At 39.1% G+C, this 25,108-nt stretch carries 29 protein-coding genes and 1 riboswitch; of the genes, 12 read left to right on the top strand and 17 right to left on the bottom strand.

What is annotated here, in order from left to right:
• Position 1 precedes the first annotated feature (1 nt).
• Positions 2 to 487 carry a type II 3-dehydroquinate dehydratase gene (gene aroQ / locus SJPD1_RS01685; protein WP_096045689.1) on the bottom strand — a complete coding sequence of 162 codons (486 nt, stop codon included), beginning with the start codon at positions 485 to 487 and terminating at the stop codon, positions 2 to 4.
• 79 nt (positions 488 to 566) lie between these two features.
• Here aroQ and mqnF point away from each other — a divergent pair, with 79 nt between their 5' ends.
• Genes mqnF through SJPD1_RS01665 form a run of 4 tightly spaced genes read left to right on the top strand, consistent with a single transcriptional unit; the run spans position 567 to position 4,032 of the window.
• Positions 567 to 1,793, top strand: a complete 1,227-nt coding sequence (mqnF, locus tag SJPD1_RS01680; protein WP_096045688.1) for an aminofutalosine deaminase family hydrolase — start codon at positions 567 to 569, stop codon at positions 1,791 to 1,793.
• A complete protein-coding gene (sppA, locus tag SJPD1_RS01675) occupies positions 1,787 to 2,647 on the top strand; it encodes a signal peptide peptidase SppA (RefSeq protein ID WP_096045687.1) in 861 nt (286 codons plus the stop codon). Before mqnF ends, sppA begins: the two co-directional genes overlap by 7 nt.
• A complete protein-coding gene (locus tag SJPD1_RS01670) occupies positions 2,647 to 3,498 on the top strand; it encodes a YitT family protein (RefSeq protein ID WP_226372223.1) in 852 nt (283 codons plus the stop codon). Before sppA ends, SJPD1_RS01670 begins: the two co-directional genes overlap by 1 nt.
• Before the next feature lie 57 nt (positions 3,499 to 3,555).
• Positions 3,556 to 4,032: a glutathione peroxidase gene (locus SJPD1_RS01665; protein ID WP_096045686.1), complete on the top strand. Its 477-nt coding sequence runs from the start codon at positions 3,556 to 3,558 to the stop codon at positions 4,030 to 4,032.
• Here SJPD1_RS01665 and SJPD1_RS01660 read toward each other — a convergent pair.
• The gene (locus tag SJPD1_RS01660; protein WP_096045685.1) at positions 4,027 to 5,055 is read right to left on the bottom strand and encodes a YeiH family protein; all 1,029 of its coding nucleotides are present in this window, start codon (positions 5,053 to 5,055) and stop codon (positions 4,027 to 4,029) included. The genes SJPD1_RS01665 and SJPD1_RS01660 overlap by 6 nt on opposite strands.
• A 102-nt stretch (positions 5,056 to 5,157) precedes the next feature.
• Between SJPD1_RS01660 and SJPD1_RS01655 the strand changes: the two genes are divergently transcribed.
• Positions 5,158 to 6,057, top strand: coding sequence for a LysR substrate-binding domain-containing protein (locus tag SJPD1_RS01655; RefSeq protein ID WP_096045684.1), 900 nt, complete (start codon positions 5,158 to 5,160; stop codon positions 6,055 to 6,057).
• A gap of 10 nt (positions 6,058 to 6,067) precedes the next feature.
• On the opposite strand, the gene ribB is transcribed toward SJPD1_RS01655, so the two are convergent.
• The 3 genes from ribB to SJPD1_RS01640 form a co-directional block, all read right to left on the bottom strand.
• Complete coding sequence (gene ribB / locus SJPD1_RS01650) at positions 6,068 to 6,703, bottom strand: 3,4-dihydroxy-2-butanone-4-phosphate synthase (RefSeq protein WP_096045683.1); 636 nt, start codon at positions 6,701 to 6,703, stop codon at positions 6,068 to 6,070.
• 92 nt (positions 6,704 to 6,795) lie between these two features.
• Positions 6,796 to 6,946: riboswitch (FMN riboswitch) on the bottom strand.
• A 38-nt stretch (positions 6,947 to 6,984) separates the two neighbouring features.
• Positions 6,985 to 7,881, bottom strand: coding sequence for an AraC family transcriptional regulator (locus SJPD1_RS01645; RefSeq protein WP_096045682.1), 897 nt, complete (start codon positions 7,879 to 7,881; stop codon positions 6,985 to 6,987).
• Between the two features lie 35 nt (positions 7,882 to 7,916).
• Entirely contained in the window at positions 7,917 to 8,669 is a 753-nt protein-coding gene (locus SJPD1_RS01640) for an SDR family NAD(P)-dependent oxidoreductase (protein WP_096045681.1), read from the bottom strand.
• Positions 8,670 to 8,802: 133 nt separating this feature from the next.
• On the opposite strand from SJPD1_RS01640, the gene SJPD1_RS01635 reads away from it, so the two are divergent.
• Positions 8,803 to 9,795: an adenosine deaminase gene (locus SJPD1_RS01635; protein WP_096045680.1), complete on the top strand. Its 993-nt coding sequence runs from the start codon at positions 8,803 to 8,805 to the stop codon at positions 9,793 to 9,795.
• Positions 9,796 to 9,800: 5 nt separating this feature from the next.
• Here the strand turns inward: SJPD1_RS01635 and SJPD1_RS01630 are convergent, their stop codons facing one another.
• A complete protein-coding gene (locus SJPD1_RS01630) occupies positions 9,801 to 12,089 on the bottom strand; it encodes a diguanylate cyclase domain-containing protein (RefSeq protein ID WP_168171304.1) in 2,289 nt (762 codons plus the stop codon).
• Positions 12,090 to 12,406: 317 nt separating this feature from the next.
• Between SJPD1_RS01630 and SJPD1_RS01625 the strand changes: the two genes are divergently transcribed.
• Entirely contained in the window at positions 12,407 to 12,595 is a 189-nt protein-coding gene (locus SJPD1_RS01625) for a CCE_0567 family metalloprotein (protein WP_096045678.1), read from the top strand.
• On the opposite strand, the gene SJPD1_RS01620 is transcribed toward SJPD1_RS01625, so the two are convergent.
• The 6 genes from SJPD1_RS01620 to SJPD1_RS01595 all read right to left on the bottom strand — a co-directional run bounded on the left by SJPD1_RS01620 (position 12,592) and on the right by SJPD1_RS01595 (position 18,077).
• A complete protein-coding gene (locus SJPD1_RS01620) occupies positions 12,592 to 13,359 on the bottom strand; it encodes an alpha/beta hydrolase (protein WP_096045677.1) in 768 nt (255 codons plus the stop codon). The genes SJPD1_RS01625 and SJPD1_RS01620 overlap by 4 nt on opposite strands.
• A 9-nt stretch (positions 13,360 to 13,368) precedes the next feature.
• Entirely contained in the window at positions 13,369 to 14,625 is a 1,257-nt protein-coding gene (gene xseA / locus SJPD1_RS01615) for an exodeoxyribonuclease VII large subunit (RefSeq protein ID WP_096045676.1), read from the bottom strand.
• Positions 14,625 to 15,305 (bottom strand): bifunctional demethylmenaquinone methyltransferase/2-methoxy-6-polyprenyl-1,4-benzoquinol methylase UbiE, encoded by a 681-nt coding sequence (gene ubiE / locus SJPD1_RS01610; protein ID WP_245391478.1) that lies wholly within the window; start codon positions 15,303 to 15,305, stop codon positions 14,625 to 14,627. The genes xseA and ubiE overlap by 1 nt, the downstream gene beginning before the upstream one ends.
• Before the next feature lie 203 nt (positions 15,306 to 15,508).
• Positions 15,509 to 16,282, bottom strand: a complete 774-nt coding sequence (traT, locus tag SJPD1_RS01605; RefSeq protein ID WP_096045674.1) for a complement resistance protein TraT — start codon at positions 16,280 to 16,282, stop codon at positions 15,509 to 15,511.
• Positions 16,283 to 16,372: 90 nt separating this feature from the next.
• Entirely contained in the window at positions 16,373 to 17,149 is a 777-nt protein-coding gene (locus SJPD1_RS01600; RefSeq protein WP_096045673.1) for a hypothetical protein, read from the bottom strand.
• 10 nt (positions 17,150 to 17,159) lie between these two features.
• On the bottom strand, positions 17,160 to 18,077 hold the full coding sequence (locus tag SJPD1_RS01595; RefSeq protein WP_096045672.1) for a manganese-dependent inorganic pyrophosphatase: 918 nt from the start codon (positions 18,075 to 18,077) through the stop codon (positions 17,160 to 17,162).
• 153 nt (positions 18,078 to 18,230) lie between these two features.
• Between SJPD1_RS01595 and exbB the strand changes: the two genes are divergently transcribed.
• The 3 genes from exbB to SJPD1_RS01580 are packed head-to-tail and all read left to right on the top strand — an operon-like array spanning position 18,231 to position 19,727.
• A complete protein-coding gene (gene exbB / locus SJPD1_RS01590) occupies positions 18,231 to 18,698 on the top strand; it encodes a TonB-system energizer ExbB (RefSeq protein WP_338055389.1) in 468 nt (155 codons plus the stop codon).
• Entirely contained in the window at positions 18,679 to 19,056 is a 378-nt protein-coding gene (locus SJPD1_RS01585; RefSeq protein ID WP_096045671.1) for an ExbD/TolR family protein, read from the top strand. Before exbB ends, SJPD1_RS01585 begins: the two co-directional genes overlap by 20 nt.
• The gene (locus tag SJPD1_RS01580) at positions 19,053 to 19,727 is read left to right on the top strand and encodes a TonB family protein (protein WP_096045670.1); all 675 of its coding nucleotides are present in this window, start codon (positions 19,053 to 19,055) and stop codon (positions 19,725 to 19,727) included. The genes SJPD1_RS01585 and SJPD1_RS01580 overlap by 4 nt, the downstream gene beginning before the upstream one ends.
• A gap of 11 nt (positions 19,728 to 19,738) precedes the next feature.
• Here SJPD1_RS01580 and SJPD1_RS01575 read toward each other — a convergent pair whose 3' ends face one another.
• Both SJPD1_RS01575 and SJPD1_RS01570 read right to left on the bottom strand, forming a co-directional pair.
• Positions 19,739 to 20,200, bottom strand: coding sequence for a hypothetical protein (locus SJPD1_RS01575; protein WP_096045669.1), 462 nt, complete (start codon positions 20,198 to 20,200; stop codon positions 19,739 to 19,741).
• A 23-nt stretch (positions 20,201 to 20,223) separates the two neighbouring features.
• Complete coding sequence (locus SJPD1_RS01570; RefSeq protein ID WP_096045668.1) at positions 20,224 to 20,820, bottom strand: hypothetical protein; 597 nt, start codon at positions 20,818 to 20,820, stop codon at positions 20,224 to 20,226.
• 202 nt (positions 20,821 to 21,022) lie between these two features.
• Here SJPD1_RS01570 and SJPD1_RS14820 point away from each other — a divergent pair, with 202 nt between their 5' ends.
• Positions 21,023 to 21,157, top strand: a complete 135-nt coding sequence (locus SJPD1_RS14820) for a hypothetical protein (protein ID WP_256376040.1) — start codon at positions 21,023 to 21,025, stop codon at positions 21,155 to 21,157.
• Positions 21,158 to 21,165: 8 nt separating this feature from the next.
• Positions 21,166 to 22,431: a coproporphyrinogen III oxidase family protein gene (locus SJPD1_RS01565; RefSeq protein ID WP_096045667.1), complete on the top strand. Its 1,266-nt coding sequence runs from the start codon at positions 21,166 to 21,168 to the stop codon at positions 22,429 to 22,431.
• On the opposite strand, the gene SJPD1_RS01560 is transcribed toward SJPD1_RS01565, so the two are convergent.
• From SJPD1_RS01560 to SJPD1_RS01550, 3 genes are read right to left on the bottom strand one after another with little or no spacing between them, the layout of a single operon-like run.
• Positions 22,421 to 23,269 (bottom strand): cache domain-containing protein, encoded by an 849-nt coding sequence (locus SJPD1_RS01560; RefSeq protein WP_096045666.1) that lies wholly within the window; start codon positions 23,267 to 23,269, stop codon positions 22,421 to 22,423. The two genes, SJPD1_RS01565 and SJPD1_RS01560, sit on opposite strands and share 11 nt — an antisense overlap.
• Complete coding sequence (locus SJPD1_RS01555) at positions 23,266 to 24,381, bottom strand: sensor histidine kinase (protein ID WP_226372221.1); 1,116 nt, start codon at positions 24,379 to 24,381, stop codon at positions 23,266 to 23,268. Before SJPD1_RS01555 ends, SJPD1_RS01560 begins: the two co-directional genes overlap by 4 nt.
• Before the next feature lie 52 nt (positions 24,382 to 24,433).
• Positions 24,434 to 25,102 carry a response regulator transcription factor gene (locus SJPD1_RS01550; RefSeq protein ID WP_096045664.1) on the bottom strand — a complete coding sequence of 223 codons (669 nt, stop codon included), beginning with the start codon at positions 25,100 to 25,102 and terminating at the stop codon, positions 24,434 to 24,436.
• Positions 25,103 to 25,108: the final 6 nt, after the last annotated feature.

The following is a 25,108-nucleotide window of genomic DNA, read 5'->3' as shown; positions in this document are numbered from 1 at the left end:
CTTACGCTTTTGTGACTTGTTGTTGTGCTGCTTGTGCTTTGCGAAGCGCATCAAGTTCACCGAGCATTTGCATCATAGAGATCATCGCAAGATGGTAACCAAACGGTCCAAAACCACTGATTTGACCCGTACAAACAGGCGCTGTCATGCTTTTTTGACGGAACTCTTCACGTCTGTGAATGTTGCTAATATGCACTTCAATCGCTGGTAAAGCAACCGCACTGATCGCATCACGAATCGCAATAGAGGTGTGTGTATACGCCGCTGGATTGATGATGATACCATCTGCATCGCCCAAGCACTCTTGGACACGATCGACAATTTCGCCCTCTAAATTGGATTGAAAAAATTCAATTTCAAACCCATTTTGTTTTGCTACCGTATCCATTTGAGAGTGAATCTCTTCAAGTTTCATACCGCCATAAATACTTTGCTCTCTGTGACTGAGCATATTAAGATTGGGACCTTGGATCACGACAATTTTCATTGGTTACCTTTTGTTTAAAATTTACTCTTATTATATCAGGGGTAAGTTTAGGATACAATTACGCCAAAAAAGGATCGATGTGAAACTGTTAATTGCAGACTTTGTAGTGCCCTGTAACGCCTCTTTTGAGATCATAGAAAAAGGTGCTGTTGCTTTTGATGAAACCATCATTGATGTAGGACTAAGTGAAGATTTAAAACACAAATACCCTCATGCAGAATTGATTGAAACGCCTCAAAATAGCGTCATTTTACCCGGACTGATTAATAGCCATGTGCATTTAGAATTTAGTGCAAACCAGAGTATGCTCCGCTATGGTGATTTTATTTCATGGCTTCAATCCGTCATCAAACACCGTGAAGAGCTCAGTGCACTTGCAACAACAGAACTCATTACATGTAAACTCCAAGAGATGCTCAAAAGTGGCACTACAACTTTAGGTGCCATCAGCAGTTTTGGAGCCGACTTGGAAGCGTGTGTTGAGGCACCTCAACGTGTCGTTTATTTCAATGAGGTTTTAGGTTCAGTCCCCAGTGCGGTGGATGCTATGTATGGAGATTTCAGAGGACGACTTGAAGCCTCACAAGAGTTTACATGTAAACGTTTTATACCTGCCGTTTCAGTGCATTCGCCCTATTCAACACACCCGATTTTGGCTAAAAAAGCGCTTCAAATTGCTCGTGAAGAGGGATGTGTGGTCTCGACGCATTTTATGGAAAGCCCTGCGGAGCGTGCATGGATTGATACAGGGAGTGGCGATTTTCAAAGCTTCTTTAGTGCGTTTAATCCACACGCCAAACCGATGTGTGAAGCGGTCGAATACCTAGAGCTCTTTTCACACAATCCAACGCTTTTCACCCACGCCGTACAAGCAACAAAACACGAGTTAGATACGATTGCCAAACAACAAGCAACTCTAACCCATTGCCCTGTTTCCAACCGACTTTTAGGTGTAGGAAAACTTGATCTTGAAGCAGTGCAAAAAGAGAACATTAACCTCACCCTAGGAACCGATGGTCTTAGCTCCAACATTTCACTCAGCCTCTGGGATGAGATGCGAAGTGCTCTGATGTTACACCCCAAATTAGAGCTTTCAAGCCTTGCGCAAACGCTTTTACAAAGCGTTACATGTAATGCGGCAAAAGCGCTACAACTACCGTGTGGCGTGCTTGAAAAAGAACGTTATGCTGACCTCATCGTAGTAACCTTACCCCAAGCGTGTGAAAAAGAAGATATGCCTTTGCAACTTATCTTACACACACATCAAACCCATTTAACTTTTATTGACGGAGAACAATTATGCTAGAACTGATTAAAAAGCCTTTTATCTGGATCGGCGCTATTTTGAGCTACATCCAAAACCACTTTAAAGCGATGCTTTTTGTACTGCTTTTGGTGTTCATTTATGGTTCTCAAGAAGAGCTTAAAACCCCAAACCTTGCAGTTGTGAAAATCGAAGGCGAAATCTTAAATGTCCAAGATATTTTAGAAGAGATTGACAAAGCAGACAAAGACGAAAAGATCAAGGGTGTCCTTTTACAAGTAGACTCCCCAGGTGGTGCATTAGCGCCTTCCATCGAGCTTTCGATGGCGGTAAAACGATTATCTGAACACAAACCAGTCGTGGCGTATGCCGCAGGCAGTATGACCAGTGGAAGTTATTATGCTTCGATTTGGTCCAATTACATCATCGCCAATCCAGGAGCTTTTATCGGCTCTATCGGTGTTCTTTTCCAAGCGCCTAATGTCGCAGAACTGGCTAAAAAACTGGGCATTTCCGAGCAGATTATCACCGCAGGCGATTACAAACAGATGGGAACGTTCACCAGAGAGTGGACACCCAAAGAGCGCGGTGCACTCAAAGATTTGATTGATGATGCCTACACGCTTTTCATCACCGATGTTGCCACAGCACGCGGACTCAATCTTGCCAAACCTAACGAATTTGCCAATGCGCAAGTCTTTATCGCCAATAAAGCACTCGGCATTCACCTTATTGATGAAGTAGGCTCTATTCAAACCGCTAAAAGCAAAGTTGAAGAGCTTTCCAATGTCAGTCATCCCGTTTGGGAAAAACCAGACAAAATGGACAAATGGATGAAAAAACTAGAGAGCAGTTCCAAATTGCCTATTTTTAATTTGATGGGGTATCTCAAATAATGAAATATTCTATGCTTTCTACACAACTGTTGCAAACAATTTACGTTCTGTTAGGAACCATGTCGATGGCATTTGGTGTCGTCTGTTTTCTCTCTCCTAATGGCGTCATAACGGGTGGTGGCATTGGTATTGCACTGATTTTGCATTTTTTCATCACACAACTAACACTAGGAACACTCATTTTGATTGTTAGCATTCCATTTGTCGTGCTCGGTTATTTTTATTTTGGAAAACTCTATTGCCTTAAAACGTTAATGGCACTTTTTGCAACCTCATTTTTCACCGATCTTTTTCGCGAAGTCTTGCACCTCAAACCCATTACCGATGATATTTTACTCGCTTCGGTCTTTGGTGGCATCTGCATTGGCCTTGGCGTTGGATTGATTATCAAAGGACGTTCTTCGACAGGAAGTACGTCCATTCTGGGCGAAATTGCCGCGCAAAGAAGTAAATTTAAAGCAGCAGAAGTCCTTTTAGCCATCGACCTTTCCATTATGATGGCCTATATTTTTGCGTATGGCGATGTCAAAAAAGCACTCTACAGTATGTTTAGCGTTTACATGAGCACAAAAATCATCGACGTTATTCTGACCGGTCGTCCTTCCAAAAAAGTAGTTAAGATTGTCTCTAACAATGTGGAAGCCTTAACCGAACAGATTAGGGAGCGTATTGAAGAGCATGGTACAATTTTTACAGGCATTGGCTTGCACCATCAAAAGCAAATCAAGACAATGATTTTAGTCACTGTTGAGATGTCAAAGATTCAACTCTTAAAAGACATCATTCGAGAATATGACCCTGAAGCATTTCTCATCATCTCTGAAGCTTCTGAATTTTTAGGACGAAACTAACGGATAACTTTGCTATAATTTTCTGCTTTTCATGTTTTGTAAAAACAAGGAGCTTTCATGAGCATTTACGACTTTGAAGTCAAAACGATCAACGGTGAAACTATCTCAATGAATATGTTTCAAAACAAAGTTTTACTCATCGTCAATGTTGCGAGTAAATGCGGTTTTACAAATCAATATGAAGGGCTAGAGAATTTATACGAAAAGTACAAAGATAAGGGATTTACCATCTTAGGTTTTCCATGCAATCAATTTATGAACCAAGAGCCCTTAAGCGAAGATGACATCAAGAGTTTTTGCTCAATTACGTATGGTGTTACCTTCCCTATGTTTGCCAAAATCGATGTCAATGGAGAGCATACCCACCCGCTCTACGCCTACCTTAAAGAGGCGCAAAAAGGGCTTTTGGGTATTGAAGCGATTAAATGGAATTTCACCAAATTTTTAGTCGATAAAAATGGGGTTGTTGTCAATCGTTTTGCCCCCGCCACCAAACCAGAATCGTTGGAGCTTGATATTCTTCTTTACCTATAAACTCAAAGAGCATTGAACGATAAAGAAGCCTCCCACCATCAGCCATGCAAATAAAATCGTTGCGAGATAGATGGGTTTCATCCCCACATTTTTAAACTTGTCTACACTCGTTTCCATTCCCAGTGCCGTCATCGCCATGGTCAGCAGAAAAGTATCAATGGCATTGATGTCACCCACCAAGCCTTGAGGCAAGAAATTAAAAGAGTTAAATCCTGCAACAATGATAAAAAAGACAGCAAACCAAGGAATCGTAATCTTGCTCTTTTGTTTTTGAGCGACGTGCTGAGTTGTGCGTACCAACCAAAATCCTAAAATCACCAAAAAAGGAGCAAGGAGCATCACCCGTATCATCTTTACGATGACCGCAGTTTTTGCAGCTTCAATCCCCACGGCATTGCCAGCAGCCACGACATGCGCTACCTCATGAATCGTTCCGCCGATGTAAATTCCCATTGCCTCAGGCGAGAGTGGAATGAGACCTAATGTGTATAAAAACGGATACAAGAACATGGCAATGCTTCCAAACACTACCACCGTAGAAACCGCAATGGCGCTTTTATAAGGCTCAGCATTGATGACAGGCTCGGTGGCTAACACAGCCGCCGCCCCACAGATGGAACTGCCTGCGCTGGTCAGAATCGTCGTCTCTTTGTCGAGCTTCAACACTTTTGTTCCAACAATATAACCGATGATGAAGGTCGAAGCAACGATAACTACACTGGTGAATATACCTGCCGTTCCCACCGCTTCAATGTTTTGAAACGTAATGCGAAAGCCATAAAGGACAATGCCTGTTCGTAAAATGGTTTTGGTTGAAAAAAGAATGCCAGGAACCCATTCATGCGGCAGTCTGTTACGCAAAGTATTGGCATAAATCATACCCAAGACAATGCCCACAATTAAAGGGCTGATGCCAAGATGTTTCAAAATGGCAAAATCAGCTAAATACGTTGCACTCATTGAAAAGAGCGCTACAAATAAAATACCACTAAAGGTGTTATTTCGATTTTCTTTTTGAAACATACGCATCCTTGAAATATTTGTGCCATTATAAAATCATTTTTTTGATAAGTAAAATAAATTATATTTGATATAATCATAAATATATTATATTAAAGAGCCATTATGACCTTTCAAGAATTGAGATTTTTTTATTCTCTCTGCGAAGATTCACATATCTCTAATTTAGCACAAAAAATGGGTATCAGCCAATCAGCTATTTCGCTTTCTATCAAGTCGTTGGAAGCGCAAATAGGAGAACAGCTTTTTGATCGCATCGGAAAAAAGTTAGTATTGAATGAAATCGGCAGGCTTTTTAAAGAAAAAACCTACTCGCATTTTAGAGCACTCAATGATGCCGAGGATTTTTTTAAGAACAGTAAAATCTCGGGTATTTTAAAAATCGCTTCGAGTAAAACGATTGGGGATTTTATCACCCCACAAATTGTTTTTGATTTTTTAGCACACCATGAAGAGGTGAGAATTCAAAAAGACATTCAAAACTCTTCTCAGATTATTCAAATGGTGAAAGATTCGACCATCGATATAGGCTTTATCGAATCATCGTGCGAAGATGCAGACATTCTCAAAGATGCCATTGGCGATGACCAACTCATTGTTGTGAGCAGTGATGCGTGTCTTGGGGAAGGAACATTTTATATCGATGAGCTGTTTCATAAAAAGTGGATTTTAAGGGAAAAAGGCTCAGGTACACGAGAGGTTTTTTTAAAAGCTTTAGGCGAGATTGCTCTGGATTTAAATATTTTTATGGAGTTTTCTGAATTTGAAGAGGCGAAAACCATTTTGCTCAATAATCCTCAAACCATCACCTGTCTTTCCAAAGTTGCCGTTACCAACGAACTGAATCGTGGTGAACTTTTTGAAGTGAACTTGGTCAACTTAAAAATTGGTCGATCGTTTTACCTCATTTACCATAAAAATAAATACCAAAGTAGACTTTTTAACGAATTTAAACAGTTTGTTCACGCACAAATGAGTGCCCGTCATAAGCTCACAAGCCTATAACGGGTACATCTTAAAGTGTGTGCTTTTTGCGATATTCAATAATTTCATCAATGCTCACAATGGGAAACCCGTGTTTCGCAGCAAAGTCATAAATGTCATCGCCTACGGTCATTGTCCCATCTACATTGGTCAGTTCACACAAAACGGCATAGGGTGAAAGTCCTGAAAGACGCATCAAATCGACCGAAGCTTCGGTATGACCATCTCGCTCTAATACGCCACCCTCTTTGGCACGAAGCGGAAAAACATGTCCAGGAGAGACGATTTTTGCTTTGCCCTTAGGATGAATGGCGGCTTGTATAGTCGTGAGACGATCTTGTGCACTCACACCCGTGGTCACACCCTCTTTGGCTTCTATGGTAATGGTAAAACCCGTTTGAAATTTTGACTCGTTGTGAGAAACCATCATCGGAAGTTCAAGTTCATCGACTTTTTGTGGTGGTAAACAGAGACAAACAATGCCACTGCATTCACGAATCAGCAGTGCAGTTTGTTCTGTCGTGAGAGAGCCCGCATGGAAGATAATATCCGCTTCATTTTCGCGGTTAAAGTTGTCCATAACGATCACGCCGTTTTGGTTTTGAAGCGAAGCAATGGCTTGCTTAACAGAAGAGTGAAGGGACGAGTCCCTACAGATTTGATTCATGGTCTACTCCTAAAAGGTGAGTAAACTTACCAGAATCAGGGCATCTTTAAATATAGACACACGATTTTGTCATCAACAATGGCAATAATGCACTACATTCTCTCTCATCCGGACTTTAACCGTTGGTTTTGGAATCACACCAAATCTGCTGACCTTTTACGTTTACATGTAAAAGCGCTCGCGGACTCTCTTTGTTACAAGATTACCGCCAGTAGGGAGTTACACCCTGCCCTGAGAAATAAGTTTCGCTAAAAGTATAACTTCACTCTTCTTAAAAAATGTCACACACTTTTTATCTCTCGTTTAAATTGCATCAAATCTTTTTGAGGAGAGAGACCAAAAAATCGTGTATACTCTCTGCTAAACTGCGAAGGACTTTCGTAACCTACATTAAATGCTACTTCTCCTACTTCATTCATCTTGGTAACTAACAGTTCACGTGCTTTTTGCAAACGTAACTGTTTTTGGTATTGAAGAGGACTCATCGCTGTCACGTATTTAAAATGTTTGTGAAAAGCCGAGACGCTCATTCCGATTTTTTGCGACAGAAGTCCAATATGTAAAGGTTCTGAAATATCGGAAGTTATCAGCTCGATCGACTGAGCAATGCGGTTCGCATTCGAGCCATGCAACGCAAACTGTCGCAAAATACCACCATACTCTCCTTGCAATAGTCGGTAAAGAATCTCTTTGATAATGAGTGGTGCTAAAATGGAACTATCTTCTGTTTTTTGAAAGAGTTTTGCCAATCTGAGTATTGCGTCAATCAACTCTTCGCTCACGCGATGTACGCTTATCGCTAAAGGCGTTTGGATTGTTCCTTTTTTCACAGAATCCATTTGTGACGCAAGATCAAAAATATATTCAGGTGTAAAACAAAGTTGCATCGATAGAAATGGCTTTTCCAACGATGCCTCGATGATTTGCCCTGATATTGGCAAATTCATCGAAGAGACTAAATACGAAGAGGCATCATAACAATACTTATTGGCTCCTAACATCACTCTCTTTGCGCCTTGTGCAATGATGAAAAGAGAAGGCTCATACACTGTATGCAACGCTTCGGTGACACTTGAGGCTTTAAAAACCTTGACGTTGGCGATACTTGTTTCATTAAGCCCATCTTTTCGAGCTTCTTCTTGAAGTAAGATCGTAAGTGCATTTAGCTTTTCTTCCACACCATACCCTTTAATTCTTTTTGAATGTCATTGTACTACAAACGCATTCCGCCAGAAACTTCGATGCGTTCGCCATTGATCCAATGAGCTTCATCTGAAACAAGCAGTGAAACGGCTGCACCAATGTCATCGGCGAGTCCAACACGCCCCAGCGCTGTTTGGGACGCGATAAATGCATTAGCATTTTCGTTGTCTCTTACTACACCCCCACCAAAATCTGTTGCGATTGCACCAGGGGCTAAAACATTCACAGTGATGCTTCGTTTTCCTAATTCAAGGGCTAAATACCGTGTCAAAACCTCAATACCACCTTTCATCATAGCATATGCTGCAAAGCCTGGTAAACTAAAGCGAGCTAATCCTGATGATATATTGATGATTGTACCCCCATCGTTGAGGATTGGTAACAAGGTTTGAATAAAAAAGAACGTTCCTTTGAGATGAATATTCATCAACGTATCAAACTGCTCCTCTGTTGTTTCCATAAAAGATGTGTTAATCCCAATACCTGCGTTGTTAATAAGAATATCAAAATGCGTGGTGTTCCACTGTGAAGCAAGGAGCGCTTTAAACGCTTCAAAAAACAAGGGAAATGTTTTTGTTTGAGCAATGTCTAGCTGCAACAAGGCTGCTTTTTGACCTAGCTGTTGTATTGCATCCACCACACTTTGCGCCTCTGTTTTTGAATGTTGATAGGTGATGATGACATCATGCCCTTTTTGCGCCAAATGCAATGCCATACTTTTGCCTAAACCTCTACTGCCGCCTGTGATAAGTGCTATTTTCATGGTAACTCCTAATAAGATTTTTATGGGTTAATTCTATCAAAAGCTCTACAATAACGTTAGCATAGAACGCTTTGATATTTGCCTATTTCTCTTCAATATGGTAATTTTGCTATAATTTTCAAAAAGAGAATTTATGAAAGAGCTTATACAAAAACTTCCTAAAGCTGAATTGCATCTTCACATTGAAGGTACACTTGAGCCTGAACTCATGTTTGCACTCGCTCAAAAAAACCACATTGCACTGCCTTATCAAAACATTGAAGAGGTCAAACAAGCGTATAACTTCACCTCGTTACAATCTTTTCTAGATATCTACTATGCGGGCGCTAATGTGCTGATCAACGAATCCGATTTTTTCGATCTGACATGGGCGTACCTTCTTACATGTAAAGCTCAAAATGTTGTTCATGTAGAGATCTTCTTCGATCCTCAAACCCATACTATGCGAGGAATTGCGTTTAAAACCGTTGTGGATGGCATCACGAAGGCACTTGCCAAAGCCGAAGAAGAACTGGGGATTAGCTCTTTTCTGATCATGAGTTTTTTGCGCCATCTTAGTGAAGCAGACGCGTTTGAAACATTGCAGCAATCTCTGCCCTTTAAAGATAAGATTATCGGCGTTGGACTAGATTCCAGTGAAGTGGGACATCCACCATCCAAGTTTGAGCGCGTCTTTGCAGCGTGTGCAAAAGTGGGCTATAAGATCGTTGCGCATGCAGGTGAAGAAGGAGATAGTTCGTATATTTGGGAAGCAATTAACCTTTTACATGTAAACCGAATCGACCATGGTATTCGCTGCGAAGAGGATGCAAAATTGGTTGATTTTCTCATTGAAAAACAAATTCCTTTAACGATCTGTCCACTTTCCAATGTCAAACTTAAAGCGGTGAAACAGATGCAAGAACATAACATTGTCAAGCTTTTGCGCCAAGGTGTTTTAGTGACCATCAATTCTGATGATCCTGCTTATTTTGGTGGATATATCAATGAAAACTATGAAGCAGTCATGCAAAGTTTACATGTAAACAAGGAAGAGCTTAAAACTTTAGCCAAAAACAGTTTCAAAGCCTCCTTTTTAAGTGACGTTAAGAAGCGATCTTTTATAGAGACTATCTCCATCTATTAAACTATTTAAAATGGAGCTTCATAGAAAGAAATTTTATTTTTCCCAGCCTCTTTAGCTTTGTACATCGCAGCATCCGCTTGTTTTAAAAGGTCGTCAGGTGTTTTCTCTGCACTCTTAAATACCAATACACCGATACTTGCCGTGCATTTATGTTCGACCAATTTTTCTTCACTCTTGTCATGGGATACATTCAGTACATAAAGAGCAGACACGCTTTGAAGAATTTTTTCGGCAATGCGATGGGCTTGTTCAACGGACACCTGATTGTCTTCATGAAGTGTATTTAAAATCACCACAAATTCATCTCCGCCAAAACGTGCTACGGTATCCACTTCTCGGACACACTTTTGAAGCCTTTGTGCAACTTGGCACAATAACAAATCTCCAATGCTATGACCATAGGTATCATTGAGTGATTTAAAGTTATCTAAATCCAGAAAAAACAGTGCACTGTACTTTTGAATCCGTTTCATTTCAGCTAACATATAACTTAGTCGCTCACTTAACAGTATGCGATTGGGTAACTTCGTAAGAGAATCATAAAATGCTAATTGTTGCACACGATCTTGCATTGCTTTTCGCTCTGTAATTTCCCTCGTAATACCATGAAAGCCAATAATCTCACCACTTGCATTATATTCTGGTTTTGAAATGATTTCACCCCAAATCAATCTTCCATCTTTGCATCTGTGTTGTATTTCATAGGTAACAAATTCTTCCGTATTCATTCCTTTTTGTTGCGCTTCGAGCCTCTGCTTTATTTTTTCAGAAATAATGTTAATACTCTCGGGAGTAAACATTTCAAAAACATGATGACCGATCACTTCATCAGCTCTATAGCCTCTAAATTTCTCATCAGCTGGACTTATATAGGTAATTTTTAAGTCGCGATCTACTTTCCAAATCACATCAGTTACTTCTTCTGTCAAGCGTCTATAAAGCTCTTCACTCTCTCTTAGTTTGATGGCTGATATACTCTTTTCAATCGCAATACTTGCAAGATTAGCCGATTGCTCTATGATGGCAATATCTGTTTTCATAGGAGTTTGTGGGCATGTGTGATAAATAGCAAATGTTCCTAAAATATCTCCACTTGATGAAAGGATTGGTTCTGACCAACACGATTGAAGCCCTGCACGAAGCGCTATCTCTTTATACGGTTGCCAATAAACATGTGTATCGATATTTTCAGCTATCACGCGCTTCTTCAGATAAGCGGCACTCCCACATGAGCCAACACCTAAACCTATAGAAATACCCTGAATAGCTTCATTATAAAATGTAGGTAAACGTGGTGCAATCACCTGTGAAAAAAACTTACTCTCAGAATCAAGTAAAAGGATACTACAAAGCATTTTTGGATTTTGCTCTTCTACATTGAGAACAATGGATTCAAGAATGTTAGATAGTGGGAGCATTTTTGCAATCATTTCTAAAACAGCATTGCGGTGATGTTCCCGCATTTCTGCTGCTTGACGGTGTTTTATTTCGCAATGCAACCTATAGTACCAATAGCCGAACAGTATAAACAAACAAGCAAGTCCTATACTGTATTTTACAAGTGTTTTAGTATGAATACCTTGCTCTATCCGCATACCAATCCAACGATTAAAAATTGTATCGGATTCTTCGGCTGAAATAGAAGCCATAGCCTTTGTTATAATGGCAGCAAGCATGGGATTATTTTTTGAAAAGGCAAAACGGTGCTGACTTGAAAATTCTGTTTGTCCCGATATACGAAGCTTTGCAAGCCCATTATTTTTAATCGCATAGTTAATGGCACTCATATCACCGACATAGGCATCTGCTTTCCCCTCCATCACAAAGGTTAACGCTTCTAAGATATTATTAGCCAGTACTAACTCTATTTTGGGATATTTTGTTGTTAGCAACTCTTGCGTAAAATAGCCTTTTTCAACGGTAACCCTTTTCCCCGATAAATGCTCCAAATTACCTATAAATTTACCTTCACCATTGTCAACAATCATCGTTTGGGTATCTCGATAAGGTTCAGAAAAGAGAAAATATTGTAAACGCTCAGGTGTTTGAACAATGCTAGTCAAAACATCTATTTCCCCTTTTTTAGCCAGCTCAACAACTTCACTCCACGACTTACCTTTAGCAATTTTAAAATGAATTCCTAGCTTTTGCTCCAAAAGGTGCAAGTAATCCACCGCCATACCGACATAATCTCCATTTTGATTGACCCATTCATAGGGAGCATATTCGGAGTCCATTCCAACATTAATCGTTGGATGCGCTAATAGCCATGCTTTTTCATTACTGGTAAGCAATGAAGCCATTGTGGGAGAGATAGAAGTCGTTTCTGAAAAAAGCAATATAGGGGTAATTAAAAAAATAAAAAAATAGAGAAGATAAAACTTTAGAGTTTTTTGAGTCTTAATAAAAGGCTCCTTATTAAAAATTAATATGCTTATTTTTCGTTCATGTTGTCTTAATTGTACTTGTCAAATAATTCAATAAACCTGAATTTTAATACGTTATCTTTGATAATCTTTACTCTTTTTAAATTTGGCTTCAATAGACGCTTGCTCCACAAGGAATACTCCTTGCAACTGTAACAAAAATATAACACAAGGAGATGGAACTTATGGATGAAAAAGAGCTCAAAAAAGAGTTAGCAAGATTGAAACGTCTGGCTGTTGAAATTGCGGGTGAAATTCACGATATTGTTGAAGATACGCTTTGGGTTAAATACAATGAGCTTCCTATTCTTTCAGATAAAATTGTCAAAGCAATTCATGAAGCAGAAACATTCAAAGAGCAACATCATCTCTAATGGGCTATAACCCAATGAGCAATTTGAGCTACTACTTCTTGTTCCACACCATTAAAACCATGATGTCCAAAGGCATTGCAAGGATCGCCTTTGGTTTGTCCACCTTCAATGACTAAAAGCTCTTTGGCAGAGGTCGAGGTCAATTTATTCATTAACGAAGGGATGAGATCAAACGAGCAGTGAGAACAGCCATCCTCTTTATGGTGTACCACCAATACAGGCATTTGAAGTTTTTCAAGTTTCATTTCAGGTACGGCATCACTTTTAGCATCGTATAAAATAGATGAAGTCAGCACAATTCCGCTAATATCGCTTGGATTTTCCGTCGCTACGTACGCAACCGATTGTGTACCTCGACTTGTCCCCACAAGCCAAATGGGTGCAGTTGTTTGTGTTTTTATCCAAGTAAGAATAGTGCTTATATCGTGTACATGTTCTTTAGTTTGGCGAAAACCATTCAGGTAAGGCTCACGTTGACGATCACTTGGAGCATCGACAATCACGACCATCAATCCCGCTTTTGCAAAAAGCTCACGCGTACGCATTAAAAAGTTACCCTCGCCCCAACCAAATTTTCCATCATCCGAGAGTTGAAGTCCACCATGCCCACCTGCGAATAAAACAACAACGGCTTTTGGGACTTCTGGAGTTAAAATTAAAAGACGCTCACTAACACGCTCACGGGTTGGAACATCAATAACACGTGATGAAACATCTGCGTACAAAGAGAAAACCGCTAAGATTAATACTGTCAAAGAACGCATTGCTGACTCCTAATTGAGGGCTTTTTTTTCTAATGCTTTGGCTTTTAAAATAGTATGCGGTGTTTGAAGCTCAAAAATTTCACCCTCAGCTATCTTTTCAAGGGCGATTTTTTTGCCTTTTTGAACGACCTGTGCATAACACTCTTTTTGTTCGCGTGTGGGTTCTTTCGAATTTAGGGCAATCGTATAGGAGGAGAGGAGTTGCTCTTTCTTAGCCAAATTTTGTCTGGTTTGAAAATAAATTTGCTCTTGGAGTAGAGTAACCTGTCGTGATTTTTCACGGTAAAGCAGTGCTATTTTATCGTTATATTGACTCTGTAAAATCCCAATTTCATTTTTCCACAAAGAAAGTTTTTCATCAATGGAGCGTTTGGCAAAAAGGCGTGTGAGCTGTGTTAAATTCTCCTCTTTAGAACGCAATATTCGCCCAAAAACAAGACTATAGTGTTCCATTAAACCATCAATATGTTGAAGCATTTCCACACTGTCTGGCAATACCATTTCCATAGCCGCAGAAGGGGTTGGTGCTCTTAAATCGGCTACAAAATCACTGATGACATAGTCTATCTCATGCCCAACGGCTGAGACCACCGGTGTTTTACATGTAAAGATGGCATCGGCTACGATCTCTTCATTAAATGCCCACAAATCTTCCACACTTCCACCGCCTCGTCCCACGATAATGACATCAGCCACAAGAGCGTCAGCACGTGCAATATTTTTAGCAATGGAGAACTTTGCACTTTCACCTTGAACGAGGGTATCAAGCAGAGTGATTTTTACCAACGGCCAACGCTTCGTCGCCACACGAAGCATATCTTGAAGTGCAGCTCCCGTACCTGAAGTCACCAATGCAATATGGCTCACGAAACGAGGCAAGGACTTTTTGTGCTCTGCTTCAAAGTAACCTTTCGCTCCTAGTTTAACTTTAAGCTGTTCATAGGCTTTTGCCAAAGCACCACTGCCTGCAGGCTCCATCATCGTACAGTTAATCTGATACGTTCCACGTGGTGAAAAAACCGAAATGGAACCATGAACGACCACTGCCATGCCCTCTTCCACTTGGAATTTTAAGGTTCTCGTATTGCCTTTAAACATCACACAAGAGATAGAAGAGTCAGCATCTTTGAGGGTAAAGTAGAGATGTCCTGAGCTGTGATAGGTGGGTCTGGAAACCTCACCTTCCACACTTACATGTAAAAAGGTAGTTTCCAGCAGAGACTTGATTTGATTGTTTAAACTTGAAACACTAAGTGTTTGGCTCATTAGCGTTTTTTAGCGATGACCAAGGTTGAAATATCCATCGAAAAGCTTTTGATAAATTCCGTTTCAAACCCTGCGATATCAAGCTCTTTTTGAAGCATGGAAGGGGTTAAAAAGCCTTCAATCGAATTGGGGAGATACTCATACGCTGCTTTATTTTTAGAGATAATTCCTCCTAAAATAGGAAGCACTTTGTTGAGATAGAAATCCTTGAGAGCAAAGAAAATGCCTTTTTTCTCATCTTTAGTAAATTCCAAAATAACGACATACCCGCCTTGTTTCACAACACGCGCAAACTCACTAAACGCTTCTTGACGACGTACAACATTGCGAATACCATAGCTAATGCTTAAGATGTCTGCACTTTCATTTGGCAGAGGAATTTCAGTTGCTTCAGAGATCACAAACTCAAACTCGGGAAACTTTTGCTTGCCCACATCCGTCATACCGGTGGAAGGATCAACACCTAAAATTTTGCCGATGTTTCGCCCTGCTTTTTTGGCTTGCTTTGCCCAATAACCCATCATATCGCCTGTTCCACAGGCAACATCCACGATAAGGTCTATTGGCTTAGTATAGCGTGCAAACGTTTCATCACATGCCGTTTTACGCCATTGAATATCTATGCCCATACTTAAAACGCGGTTGGCAGTATCATACGTTCCTGCGATCTCATTAAACATCTGAACAATTTTTTGTTGCTTGTTGTCGTTATTCTCCAAAACAATTCCTACATGTAAAATATTTTGCCAAAATCGGCGAACTTAAGTATTCATAGTATCGTAGCATCAAAACATTCTATTTCTGCCTCGCAAGAGGCTAGCTTCAGTACCTAGTGTAACGTAGCCCCAAGAGCTTTGCTTTTGGGGCGTGTAAAATGTTAGTGTTAAAACAGTCCTGCGACTTGTTGTGCAATTTTATCTTCTAAGATTGGGGTTGCTTCATACAAGGTGAGATTCATTTTAGTGGCTTCCGCAAACATCATTGTTTTATGCTCTATATAATCACTCTCATATGATTGTGAACTAGATGAGTAGGTATTGCTGTACATTTTTCCACTCGCATCTGCATCGCGAATTGGACCGCCGAAGCTGTTCATAGTACCTGATTTTTGTCCATCACGAATGCCAGCTTGTCCACCCGTAGTACCTGTACTCGCCATAACTTTACCTTTGGCTTTTTCACGAATCACAATGTCCACTTGCATTTGGAAGATCGTATCTTCGGTTGCTTTTCCAATCAGTCCACCCACAACGGCACCACCAAGACCTGCAGCTGCCATACTTCGACCGTTACTGCCAGAATTAGCAATAGCACCCGCAGCACCACCCATCAAAGCACCTGTTGCCACATTATTTTCGCTCTTTTTATTACAGAACAAGATGTTTGTCATCAAAACATACGTTGCCATCTCAGGATCATCTACGATGGTATATCCTTTAGCATAAAGTGCTTGGATAATTCTATTTTCTAAATTAATGGGAGCACCACTGGTATTTTTAGTCGAAACAAAAATGGTTCGTTTATCTTTGGCCACAGGGTTAATAAAAACACTCTGTGTCATTCGTGCGCTCGTCTGAAGCTCGGATGTTGCACACCCACTCATTAAAATTAACGCTGCACTAAGAGCGATACCTACATGTAATGTCGTTTTTTTCATTGTTTATCCTTTGTAGAAAATGGGTGCGCTATTGTACCGCAATATCCCAAATTATTATTAAAATAGTACCTCTTCACTTCAAACGAAATGTTAATAAAGTGCCCTCTTAAGCCTTTTTGCAATACGAAATTCTTCTTTTTTAAGATGCTTTTTCACAAAGAAAAGAAGAGGCATTTCACTTTTAGGAAGCAAATAAAAACCGCTTTGTTCGTGTAAGAAAAAGCGTATATCTAATAGTAACGTCTTATAATGTGGACTTTGTACAAATTGAAGTAGTTTTTCTCTATCATGATGCAAAAATACTTCAAAAGCTTTTTGTAAGCACTGAATTAGAGCACTATCAAAAACAACACTGCCAATTCCTAAAATATAGCGTATATTTTCAGCAATTTTAGAAAGATTTTTAAGTGCTTTTGCATCATCATCTAATAACAACACGACCTCATATTCCAAAAACTGGACTTCTCTATACAGAAGGACTTTCAGCACTTTTTGGGTACTCATACCATGAGAAAAGGAAAAATCAAGCTCTTTTAGACCAATCATCTCGCACTTTTTAAACACCTCATGAAGCGAGAAATCATAGTTAAGCGGTAATCCAAACAGTGAAAGGTAACGATTTTTATAGCGTTTATCGTCACTCACATTTTTGATAATATGCAACTTTGCATCTGTTTCAAAAGCATTTATTTGATCTAGCGCGCTAAATTGAAACGTTAAAACACCAAAATGATCCGTGTGACGAGGGTGATTTTCAAGGTAGAGTTGATGTATTGCTTGTTTGTAAGAAGAAGTGGTTGCAAGATGTACAATCACTTCTTTAGGATTTTGAATGAGATAACGTCTTTTAAGAGTACCTTTTTTCACACAACAGCTTTTAGAACTGCTTTTCCATGACAGGAATAACCTGTTTTTTACGACTCAATACACCATCGACCCACATTTCATGATTCACAAGTTTTGTATTCATCGCTTTTTCAACCACACTTTCATCATCGCTCACGACTAAAAATTGAGAACCTTCAATCATAATGTCGGTTAAAAGTAACATTACCGTATGGCGTCCGCCCTCTTCTTTGTACGCTTTCATATCAGCAAATAGGGCTTCTTTCATGCCATCAAAGACTTTAAGATCTACCACTTCAAGTTGACCAATCCCGATTTTATGACCACCCATTTCAAAGTCTTTATAATCACGCAATAAAAGGGCACGTGGGCTTGCCCCAATCACAGCAGATTTGACCAAAAACATCTCCATACCAAGCGCTTTAAAATCTTCTATTCCTGCAATTTTGGCTAACTCTTTGACAGCTTTGGTATCCACTTTGGTACACGTTGGGGATTTAAATAAAACGGTGTCACTTAAAATGGCCAACATCATTGCGCCTGCAATGTTTTTTGGAATATCGATTTTATAATGATCATACATCTCTTTGACAATCGTATTGGTACAGCCAACAGGTCTAATCCAACACTCAAGGGGTGTCGTTGTAGTAATATCTCCTAGTTTATGGTGATCGACAATCCCTAAAATATTGGTCTCTTTCAGATTGTGTGGCGCTTGCGCAAGATCAGAATAATCGGTGATGTAAAGATTATCGCCTGAAAAATCATTTTTTAAAAGAGGCTTTTCAAATCCAAATGTTTTTAAAATAAACTCTGTTTCAGGACTGATTTCACCTTGGCGCGCAGGGGTACAAGGCTCACCGAGCTGTGTTTTGAGATATGAAAGAGCAATAGCTGATACGACAGAATCAGAATCCGGATTAATATGTCCACATGCATAAGTTTGCATCAAAATTTCCTTTAGTGTTTTTACATGTAATTATAGCCGATTGTCCCCATATTTTGAAATAATCCCTCTTGAAATTTTGTTTCTATTTTCATTTAACACTAATTTCATACTTCCTTATAATAATTTTATTTCAAAATTTTATAAGGATCCTATATGATGGGAATGATCTCTATCGCACTGTTGCAGGAAATTGTGGACTATGGTGTCATTGGATTACTAGGTTTTATGAGTTTTATCACACTCTTTTTTTGGGTCGAGCGACTTTTATTTTACCGAGCTTTAAAAATCTCGCACTATGCCTGTAAAGAAAAATTAGAAATGGATGTGACCAATCACGTCCATATTCTCTCAACATTCGGCTCAAATGCCCCCTACATCGGTCTTTTAGGTACGGTGTGTGGTATTATTATCACGTTTTATACCATGGGTCAAAGTGGGCAGATTGACGTTAAGACGATCATGTCTTCTTTGGCATTGGCGCTCAAAGCAACCGCGATGGGTCTTGTAGTTGCTATTCCAGCGATCTTTTTTTACAACCATTTGGTGCGTAAAATTGAGAAAATCCTGATGTGCTGGGATATTGCAAAGCAAAGTGGAACCGATGAAAATACGTCGCTTTGAAACGATCAATGTCGTGCCCTTTATCGACATTATGTTGGTTTTGCTTGTCATTGTACTCACCACAGCAACGTTTGTGGCAAAGGGCATTATTCCTGTGGATTTGGCACAAGCAAGTTCTGCCAAACCTTTGAACGAGCAAAAAGAGCTTATTGTTACCATTACGCAAGAAGAAAAATTCTTTTTCAATGACAAAGTCGTTGAGGAGGGCTCTCTTGAGCGTGAGCTTTTAGAGTTTAATGAGCAAACTCCCATTATGATTAATTGCGACAAACATGCTTCTTTTGAGCCTTTTGTGAAACTCATGGATCTTTTAAAGCAGCATCATTACACACAAATTGGGATTTTAACCAAACAATGAAACGCTACATTCACGCTTTTACAGTGACCTTAATCGTGTACCTCTTAGGCGGATTTGCATTGATGCACCATGCTTTTTTGATACACAAGCCCTCATCTCCTGATGTGTCGAAAGAGGTGATGGCAATTACCCTTTATGAAGCACAAAAAGAAGAGTCTAAAGTACTTCCAACGCCCATACCCCCAGTGCCGACTAGGCCTCTTTTGAAAACTCCTCAAAAAAATGTCCTCAAAAAAGAGCCTAAAGTTCTAGAACGTCAGCATAGTGTTCAAGAGCAAATGATAGTTTCGCAAGAAAGTGAACAACCCACTCTAGAAAAACTAACGCTCAATGAAGAGATAAAAGCGGAAGCAACGACTTCAGAAATAAGCCATCAAGAGGCTTTACATGTAAAACAAAAAGAGTATTTGGAAAACCTAAAAAAGCGTATCAATGAACATAAAACCTATCCAAAGATTGCTCAAAATAGCCATATTGAGGGAAGAGTCATGGTAGAATTTACAATCTCTCCCAAAGGAGAGTTACTTTCATTTACAATATTAGAGGGTAAAAAGATCTTCTATAAGGCTACGGAAGAGGCTGTTCAAAAAAGCTTCCCGTTTCTTTTAAGCGAAGATCTCTTCACTTCTATGATGACATTTCAAATTGAACTCAGCTATACATTGCTTTAAAGCTGAAAAGACTAGTGACCTTTTTTACCATGATCTTTATCTTTACCGTGATCTTGGTCACCACGGTCACGATCATCACGTCTATCATCAAAATCACGTATATCATGACCCGCTTTGAGCGCTTTAAACTCGCTTGAACCTGGTTTGATACCAAGATCTTTTGCCATGACACCCCAGCCTTTATGTTTGTTAGCTTGATAGTATCTGAGTACCTCTTCATGGGGTCGTCCCGATAATTCGGAGAGACGAAGCACCATATACGCATCCGCAGGTGCACCAACACTGTTTAGAATGAGGCTTAATTGTGATTCTGGCATACCAAAACGTGAAGCAAGTCCTGCTTGATAGCCATAAGGATCTGAATTGGATCGCATATTTAAACTTGCCATCCAATCAAAATCAGCTGCTATCAACGTTGAGCTACTTACAAGTATAAAACTGACCGTTGCTAATAAAATACTTTTATATTTCATTGCTTACTCCTTTGGTCTATTGTTTAACGTCTATCTCGCCCATCATCTCTACGATCGTCATCGCCTTTATCTCGGTGTTGTGAATTGTGGTCTTTTCGTTCATTTCTATCATAATCTCTATGTTCTGGCTGGTGTTCATAATGTTGTGGCTCAGGTTGACGCTCATAATGCCTTGGCTCTACATAGACTCTGCGAACAGGCATGTCACGACGATCTTCATAATGTCCCCGAGGATGGTAAATATAACGCGTATCATATCGCTCACGAAGTTCTATATATTCAACCGCATCTGGTCTGATACCAAGAAAATAGGCAATATCACCCCAACCGCGATGTCTTCTTTCATGATACACTCGTAAAATATACTCTGGTGGTCGTCCTGTTAACTCGGCAAGACGAAAGATCATATAGGCATCAGCAGGATCATAAACACTTGATAAAATCACCATAACATCTGGCTCTCGAACACCAAAACGATCCACTAAGCTATAGCGATAGCCATAAGGATCCTCGTGGGAGCGCATATTAAGACTTACCATCCAATCAAAATCTGCGGCAAAGAGGGAAGATGCGCTTATCAAAACACCGATTCCCATTAAAAAAAGCCTTTGTAATTTCATTGTCACTCTCCATCTATAGTAAATAAAGCGTATTATAGTCTAAATAGTGAACTTATCGTGAAACAATCCCCCTGATTCTCTCCTTTTTTATCAGTAATATTTCAACATAGTTTTGAATATTGTTATTTTGTGTAACCATTTGTTTACATAAAAATTACGCTCATAAGCCTATAATATCTTTATTAATTTAGTGAGGAGAGGCATGATGAAAATCTATCATCACCAAATAGTTGCAGATCAAACCATCTGTTTTGCAACACCGTACACAAATCACATGCTCAATGTCACGCAGAACCACTATAATTTTTTATACATTTTAGTAAGAAAAAACAAATAAGGATTATTATGCAATCCCGTCAATCGAAAATGATCACCACGGCAACAAGCTATTTTATGAGCCAATATACAAAGCACTATTTACATGTTGAAAAACCCTCTTTAGGATTACCACCTCCTCCTGAAAATAAAAAGTATCTTCTTTATATTCATGTTCCTTTTTGCACAATGTTTTGTCCGTACTGCTCTTTTAATAAATTCACCTATACCAAAGAAGCTGCCCTCATATACTACCGACATTTACGTGAAGAGATTTTACATGTAAAAGAGTTGGGATATGATTTTAACTATTTAGTCATAGGTGGAGGTACACCGTTGATTGATGAAGAAGAGTTGATTACAACGATTGAGTTGGTTCGAAAACTCTTCTCCATTGAGCATGTTTCATGTGAGAGTGATCCTAACCATATCAACCCAAAAACCGTACTCCAGTTGGATGGCTTAGTCGATCGTCTCTCTGTGGGTGTTCAAACCTTTGATGATACCCTTTTAAAGAAATTGGGGCGTTATGAGAAGTTTGGTTCAGGAGAAGAGGTGTACGCGAAGATTGCATCCATGCTGGGAATTTTGCCCATCACCAGCGTGGATCTCATTTTCAATTTCCCTACGCAAACACAAAAAGGACTCATTCACGACCTGGAGACACTTAAAAAGCTCTCTCCAGAGCAAACCAGCGTTTATCCACTAATGACCTCCTCATTGGTGAAAAATAGCGTGAAAAAAACACTGGGTGAATTCAGTCTTGAGAATGAATTTACCTTTTTTAGCACTATTAAAAAGTCACTCAAAGAGCTCTATCCTGCACGCCATGGTTGGTCGTTTTCAAAAGAAAGCGATTTGATTATTGATGAATATATTATCGACAATGAAGAATATGTCGGTGTCGGCTCAGGCTCTTTTAGTTTTCTAAAAGATACCCTTTACCTCAACGAATTTGCTTTGGATAAGTATGCAACGCTTATTCAAGAAAAAGCTTCGGCTATTACGAAAGAGCGAACATTTCCAGCCAACTCACAGATGTATTATCGTTTAATGGTTGATCTTTTCAATGGTACCCTCTCTAAGAAAAAATTTACGGCTATGTTTGGTCAATCTATCAATACTGCACTAGGTAAAGAGCTCATGCTCCTTAAATTTGCCAAAGCAATCAAAGAGAACAAAGAGAATATCACTACTACAGACTATGGTGACTACCTCTTTTTAGTCATGATGAAAGAGTTTTACATGGGCATGGATCGTATTCGCAATGAGGCCCGTAAAAACCTTATCCTTTAAAAGATGCCAGAGATAAGCTCTCGCTCCATGTCAACACGAAAAAGCCTATATGTTCACCGTTAATATCGACAATGGGTGTATAAAGAACATAATTATCTCCCTTTTTGAGATAACCTGTACCTTGAAAATTAATCTCTTTGATAAAATTTAGTCCATTGGCTTCTTGGTTGACAATCGTATAGTTATCGAGCATCAGCTTTTCCCCGTAAGATGCCGCATTTGCAATCGATAAATACTCATTTTTCATCAATACATAAAACTCCACACCATCTTTTTTAAAATACGCATTTAAATCTTTAAAATCAACAACCGTTTCAATGGTTCCCACATACTCATCTTTTTTAAAAACAGGAGCGATGGCGCGCATAAACATACCATGTCGCCCAATTTCAACACCTTGCATCGGGTGTTTGCTCAGCTTTATTTTTTCGAGTGCATGGCGAAACGTACTTAGATCGTCATTGTTATGGTTATTATAATCCCAAAGGCGAATAAAGCTTTTAAAATCTTTGGTATGGAGATGTATTCTTGCATTATCAAAAATCTCTGCCAGTGCCATACTATCTCTAATTTCAAGCAGATACTGTAAACAGTCCTCTCGATTTTGTTCACTTAAGCAAGTAACAACATTGGGACTTTTCGCTAAAATCACCGAACTTGCCAGTGAAACCTTGGTTGTCTCCGCAATTTTATTATGCAACGTCAACAAAAGTGCATCCATCTGTTTTTTAAGCGTCTCTTCCTCTTCATACGAAATTGATTTATTGTATAAGAAGAGAATAATAAGCCCAAAAAAGAGCATCAGTGCAGCACTGAGAAAAAACCGTTTTTCTTTCATTGTTCACCCTTTATTTCGGCATCATCCACACCATCTAAAAGCTTCTTTTTATCAAGTTTAAAGATATAGGTAAAACATGAACCCTTGTTTTCATACGATTCGATGTTAATGTCAATGTCATTTTTATTACAAATATTTTGTACAATATTAAGCCCTAACCCAAAGCCACCTTGAACAGAATCTTCGCGCTCAAAACGCTGAAAGACTTTATAAAGATCTTTAATGCCCTGACCATAATCCTGAAAACTGAGGACACACTGTTCTTCATCTTTTAGATAGAGTTTGATCTCTACTTTACCTTGAAAAAAAGAGTATTTAATGGCATTAGAGAGGGTATTGTCAATGATGCGCTGAAGTTCTACTTTGCTGATATAGATCATCAGATTTGGCATAACGTCATGCTCCAAACGGATCGACTTCGCAACAGAAATATCTTCAAAAAAAGCAATACGCGCATTTAAATACTCAGAAAGATTAACAGGTTCTTTATTGTACGTTACTTTTTTATGCTTAATATAATACTCCACATCTTCATACGTCATTTGCATCTGTTTTGTAGCTGCTTTAATACGTTGCAAATGTTTAGAAGACGTCACATAACTTGAAAGTAACTCCACATTAATATTAATAACCCCTAGAGGTGTTTTGAGTTCATGCATTGAATCATTAAAAAAGTCATTCATATAACGTTGCATCTTTTTATAAGGATAAATACTGGAATGAACAAAAATATTGCTCATCAGATAGACTAAAAAAAGTACAATAAAAAAAAGCATCGTTGCGATAAAAATAATTTTGGCATAGTTAAGCTGAAGCTCTACGACAAGGTAAAAAACATCACTCCCTTTTTGAATCTCTTTTTGATAATATAAAAAAGGATAAACAACATGTACTTTAAAATTGCTATGAGTAAGATGTGCTTGAATACCTTTGTAAAGGAGTTGCTGTGTTTCATCATAAATATTAATATGAAAGCGCACACTTCTTGGAATTTCAAAGCGCTCTTTTTCAAAAATACTCTTTTCATGGGCATCGACCCACTCTAAAATCTCTTGCGTTGCTTTATACTTCTCTTCCATAATGGTACTTTGAATTGCAAAGTAACTGGGCACACAAAACAGCGCCATAACAATAAGTGTATAGACTAAAATCGAACGAAAGGGATTAAGAGAGAATATCGATGCGATATCCTAACCCACGAGATGATTTGATAAACTCTTCTTCATCGACTTTGAGCCTTATTTTTCTAATATACATACGAATATCCGCATAACTAATTTCTTTACCTTCCCACACATTTTCACGAATGAGTTCAATGTCACAAAATGTATTTTTACGGCGAATTAAAAAGCGCACCAAATCAAGCTCTTTTGAGGTAAGAGAAACTGTTGTATCCTTTTTTTTAAGCTCACCCGATTCAAAATTAAAAACACATCCACAACTCAGCCTAAATTCCCCTGCGGTGCTTGTTTGATAATGCTTTTTAATCAGCTCTTTTACCCGCAGTTCAAGCTCTTTCAGCTCAAACGGTTTTTTAAGGTAGTCATTACAGCCAAGCTGATACCCAATTTCCATGTTATCAATATCTACCAATGACGTCATGATGATAATAGGCGTCGTAATATTTGCCTCTTTGATGTATTTAATCAACTCATGCCCATTCAGCTTCGGCACTTTTACATCCAGTAAAAAGAGATAATAGCACTTCTGCATAATCGCATCTAAAGCACTCTCCCCATCAAAAAAGGCATCGACTTCATACCCTAAGAGCTCTAAATACTCTTTAATGCTCTCATTGTAGTTATAGTCATCTTCTAAGAGTAAAATCTTCATACCTTT

Source organism: Sulfurospirillum diekertiae, assembly GCF_002309535.1.
GTDB classification, from domain to species: domain Bacteria; phylum Campylobacterota; class Campylobacteria; order Campylobacterales; family Sulfurospirillaceae; genus Sulfurospirillum; species Sulfurospirillum diekertiae.
Note: the sequence above shows the minus strand (reverse complement) of the source record. Positions and strands in the feature narration are given on the sequence as shown.

Bases quoted from the DNA above. Each gene is read 5' to 3' on its own strand.
- SJPD1_RS01570 (WP_096045668.1), bottom strand. From the start codon at position 20,820: ATGAAATTACAAAGGCTTTTTTTAATGGGAATCGGTGTTTTGATAAGC.
- ubiE (WP_245391478.1), bottom strand. From the start codon at position 15,305: ATGTTTAATGAGATCGCAGGAACGTATGATACTGCCAACCGCGTTTTA.
- SJPD1_RS01560 (WP_096045666.1), bottom strand. From the start codon at position 23,269: ATGAAAGAAAAACGGTTTTTTCTCAGTGCTGCACTGATGCTCTTTTTT.
- SJPD1_RS01635 (WP_096045680.1), top strand. From the start codon at position 8,803: ATGAAAGAGCTTATACAAAAACTTCCTAAAGCTGAATTGCATCTTCAC.
- ribB (WP_096045683.1), bottom strand. From the start codon at position 6,703: ATGAATCAAATCTGTAGGGACTCGTCCCTTCACTCTTCTGTTAAGCAA.
- SJPD1_RS14820 (WP_256376040.1), top strand. From the start codon at position 21,023: ATGATGAAAATCTATCATCACCAAATAGTTGCAGATCAAACCATCTGT.
- SJPD1_RS01565 (WP_096045667.1), top strand. From the start codon at position 21,166: ATGCAATCCCGTCAATCGAAAATGATCACCACGGCAACAAGCTATTTT.
- SJPD1_RS01655 (WP_096045684.1), top strand. From the start codon at position 5,158: ATGACCTTTCAAGAATTGAGATTTTTTTATTCTCTCTGCGAAGATTCA.
- sppA (WP_096045687.1), top strand. From the start codon at position 1,787: ATGCTAGAACTGATTAAAAAGCCTTTTATCTGGATCGGCGCTATTTTG.
- aroQ (WP_096045689.1), bottom strand. From the start codon at position 487: ATGAAAATTGTCGTGATCCAAGGTCCCAATCTTAATATGCTCAGTCAC.
- SJPD1_RS01575 (WP_096045669.1), bottom strand. From the start codon at position 20,200: ATGAAATATAAAAGTATTTTATTAGCAACGGTCAGTTTTATACTTGTA.
- SJPD1_RS01620 (WP_096045677.1), bottom strand. From the start codon at position 13,359: ATGCGTTCTTTGACAGTATTAATCTTAGCGGTTTTCTCTTTGTACGCA.
- SJPD1_RS01670 (WP_226372223.1), top strand. From the start codon at position 2,647: ATGAAATATTCTATGCTTTCTACACAACTGTTGCAAACAATTTACGTT.
- exbB (WP_338055389.1), top strand. From the start codon at position 18,231: ATGATGGGAATGATCTCTATCGCACTGTTGCAGGAAATTGTGGACTAT.
- SJPD1_RS01660 (WP_096045685.1), bottom strand. From the start codon at position 5,055: ATGTTTCAAAAAGAAAATCGAAATAACACCTTTAGTGGTATTTTATTT.
- SJPD1_RS01625 (WP_096045678.1), top strand. From the start codon at position 12,407: ATGGATGAAAAAGAGCTCAAAAAAGAGTTAGCAAGATTGAAACGTCTG.
- SJPD1_RS01640 (WP_096045681.1), bottom strand. From the start codon at position 8,669: ATGAAAATAGCACTTATCACAGGCGGCAGTAGAGGTTTAGGCAAAAGT.
- SJPD1_RS01595 (WP_096045672.1), bottom strand. From the start codon at position 18,077: ATGCAAACTTATGCATGTGGACATATTAATCCGGATTCTGATTCTGTC.
- traT (WP_096045674.1), bottom strand. From the start codon at position 16,282: ATGAAAAAAACGACATTACATGTAGGTATCGCTCTTAGTGCAGCGTTA.
- SJPD1_RS01665 (WP_096045686.1), top strand. From the start codon at position 3,556: ATGAGCATTTACGACTTTGAAGTCAAAACGATCAACGGTGAAACTATC.
- xseA (WP_096045676.1), bottom strand. From the start codon at position 14,625: ATGAGCCAAACACTTAGTGTTTCAAGTTTAAACAATCAAATCAAGTCT.
- SJPD1_RS01585 (WP_096045671.1), top strand. From the start codon at position 18,679: ATGAAAATACGTCGCTTTGAAACGATCAATGTCGTGCCCTTTATCGAC.
- SJPD1_RS01550 (WP_096045664.1), bottom strand. From the start codon at position 25,102: ATGAAGATTTTACTCTTAGAAGATGACTATAACTACAATGAGAGCATT.
- SJPD1_RS01580 (WP_096045670.1), top strand. From the start codon at position 19,053: ATGAAACGCTACATTCACGCTTTTACAGTGACCTTAATCGTGTACCTC.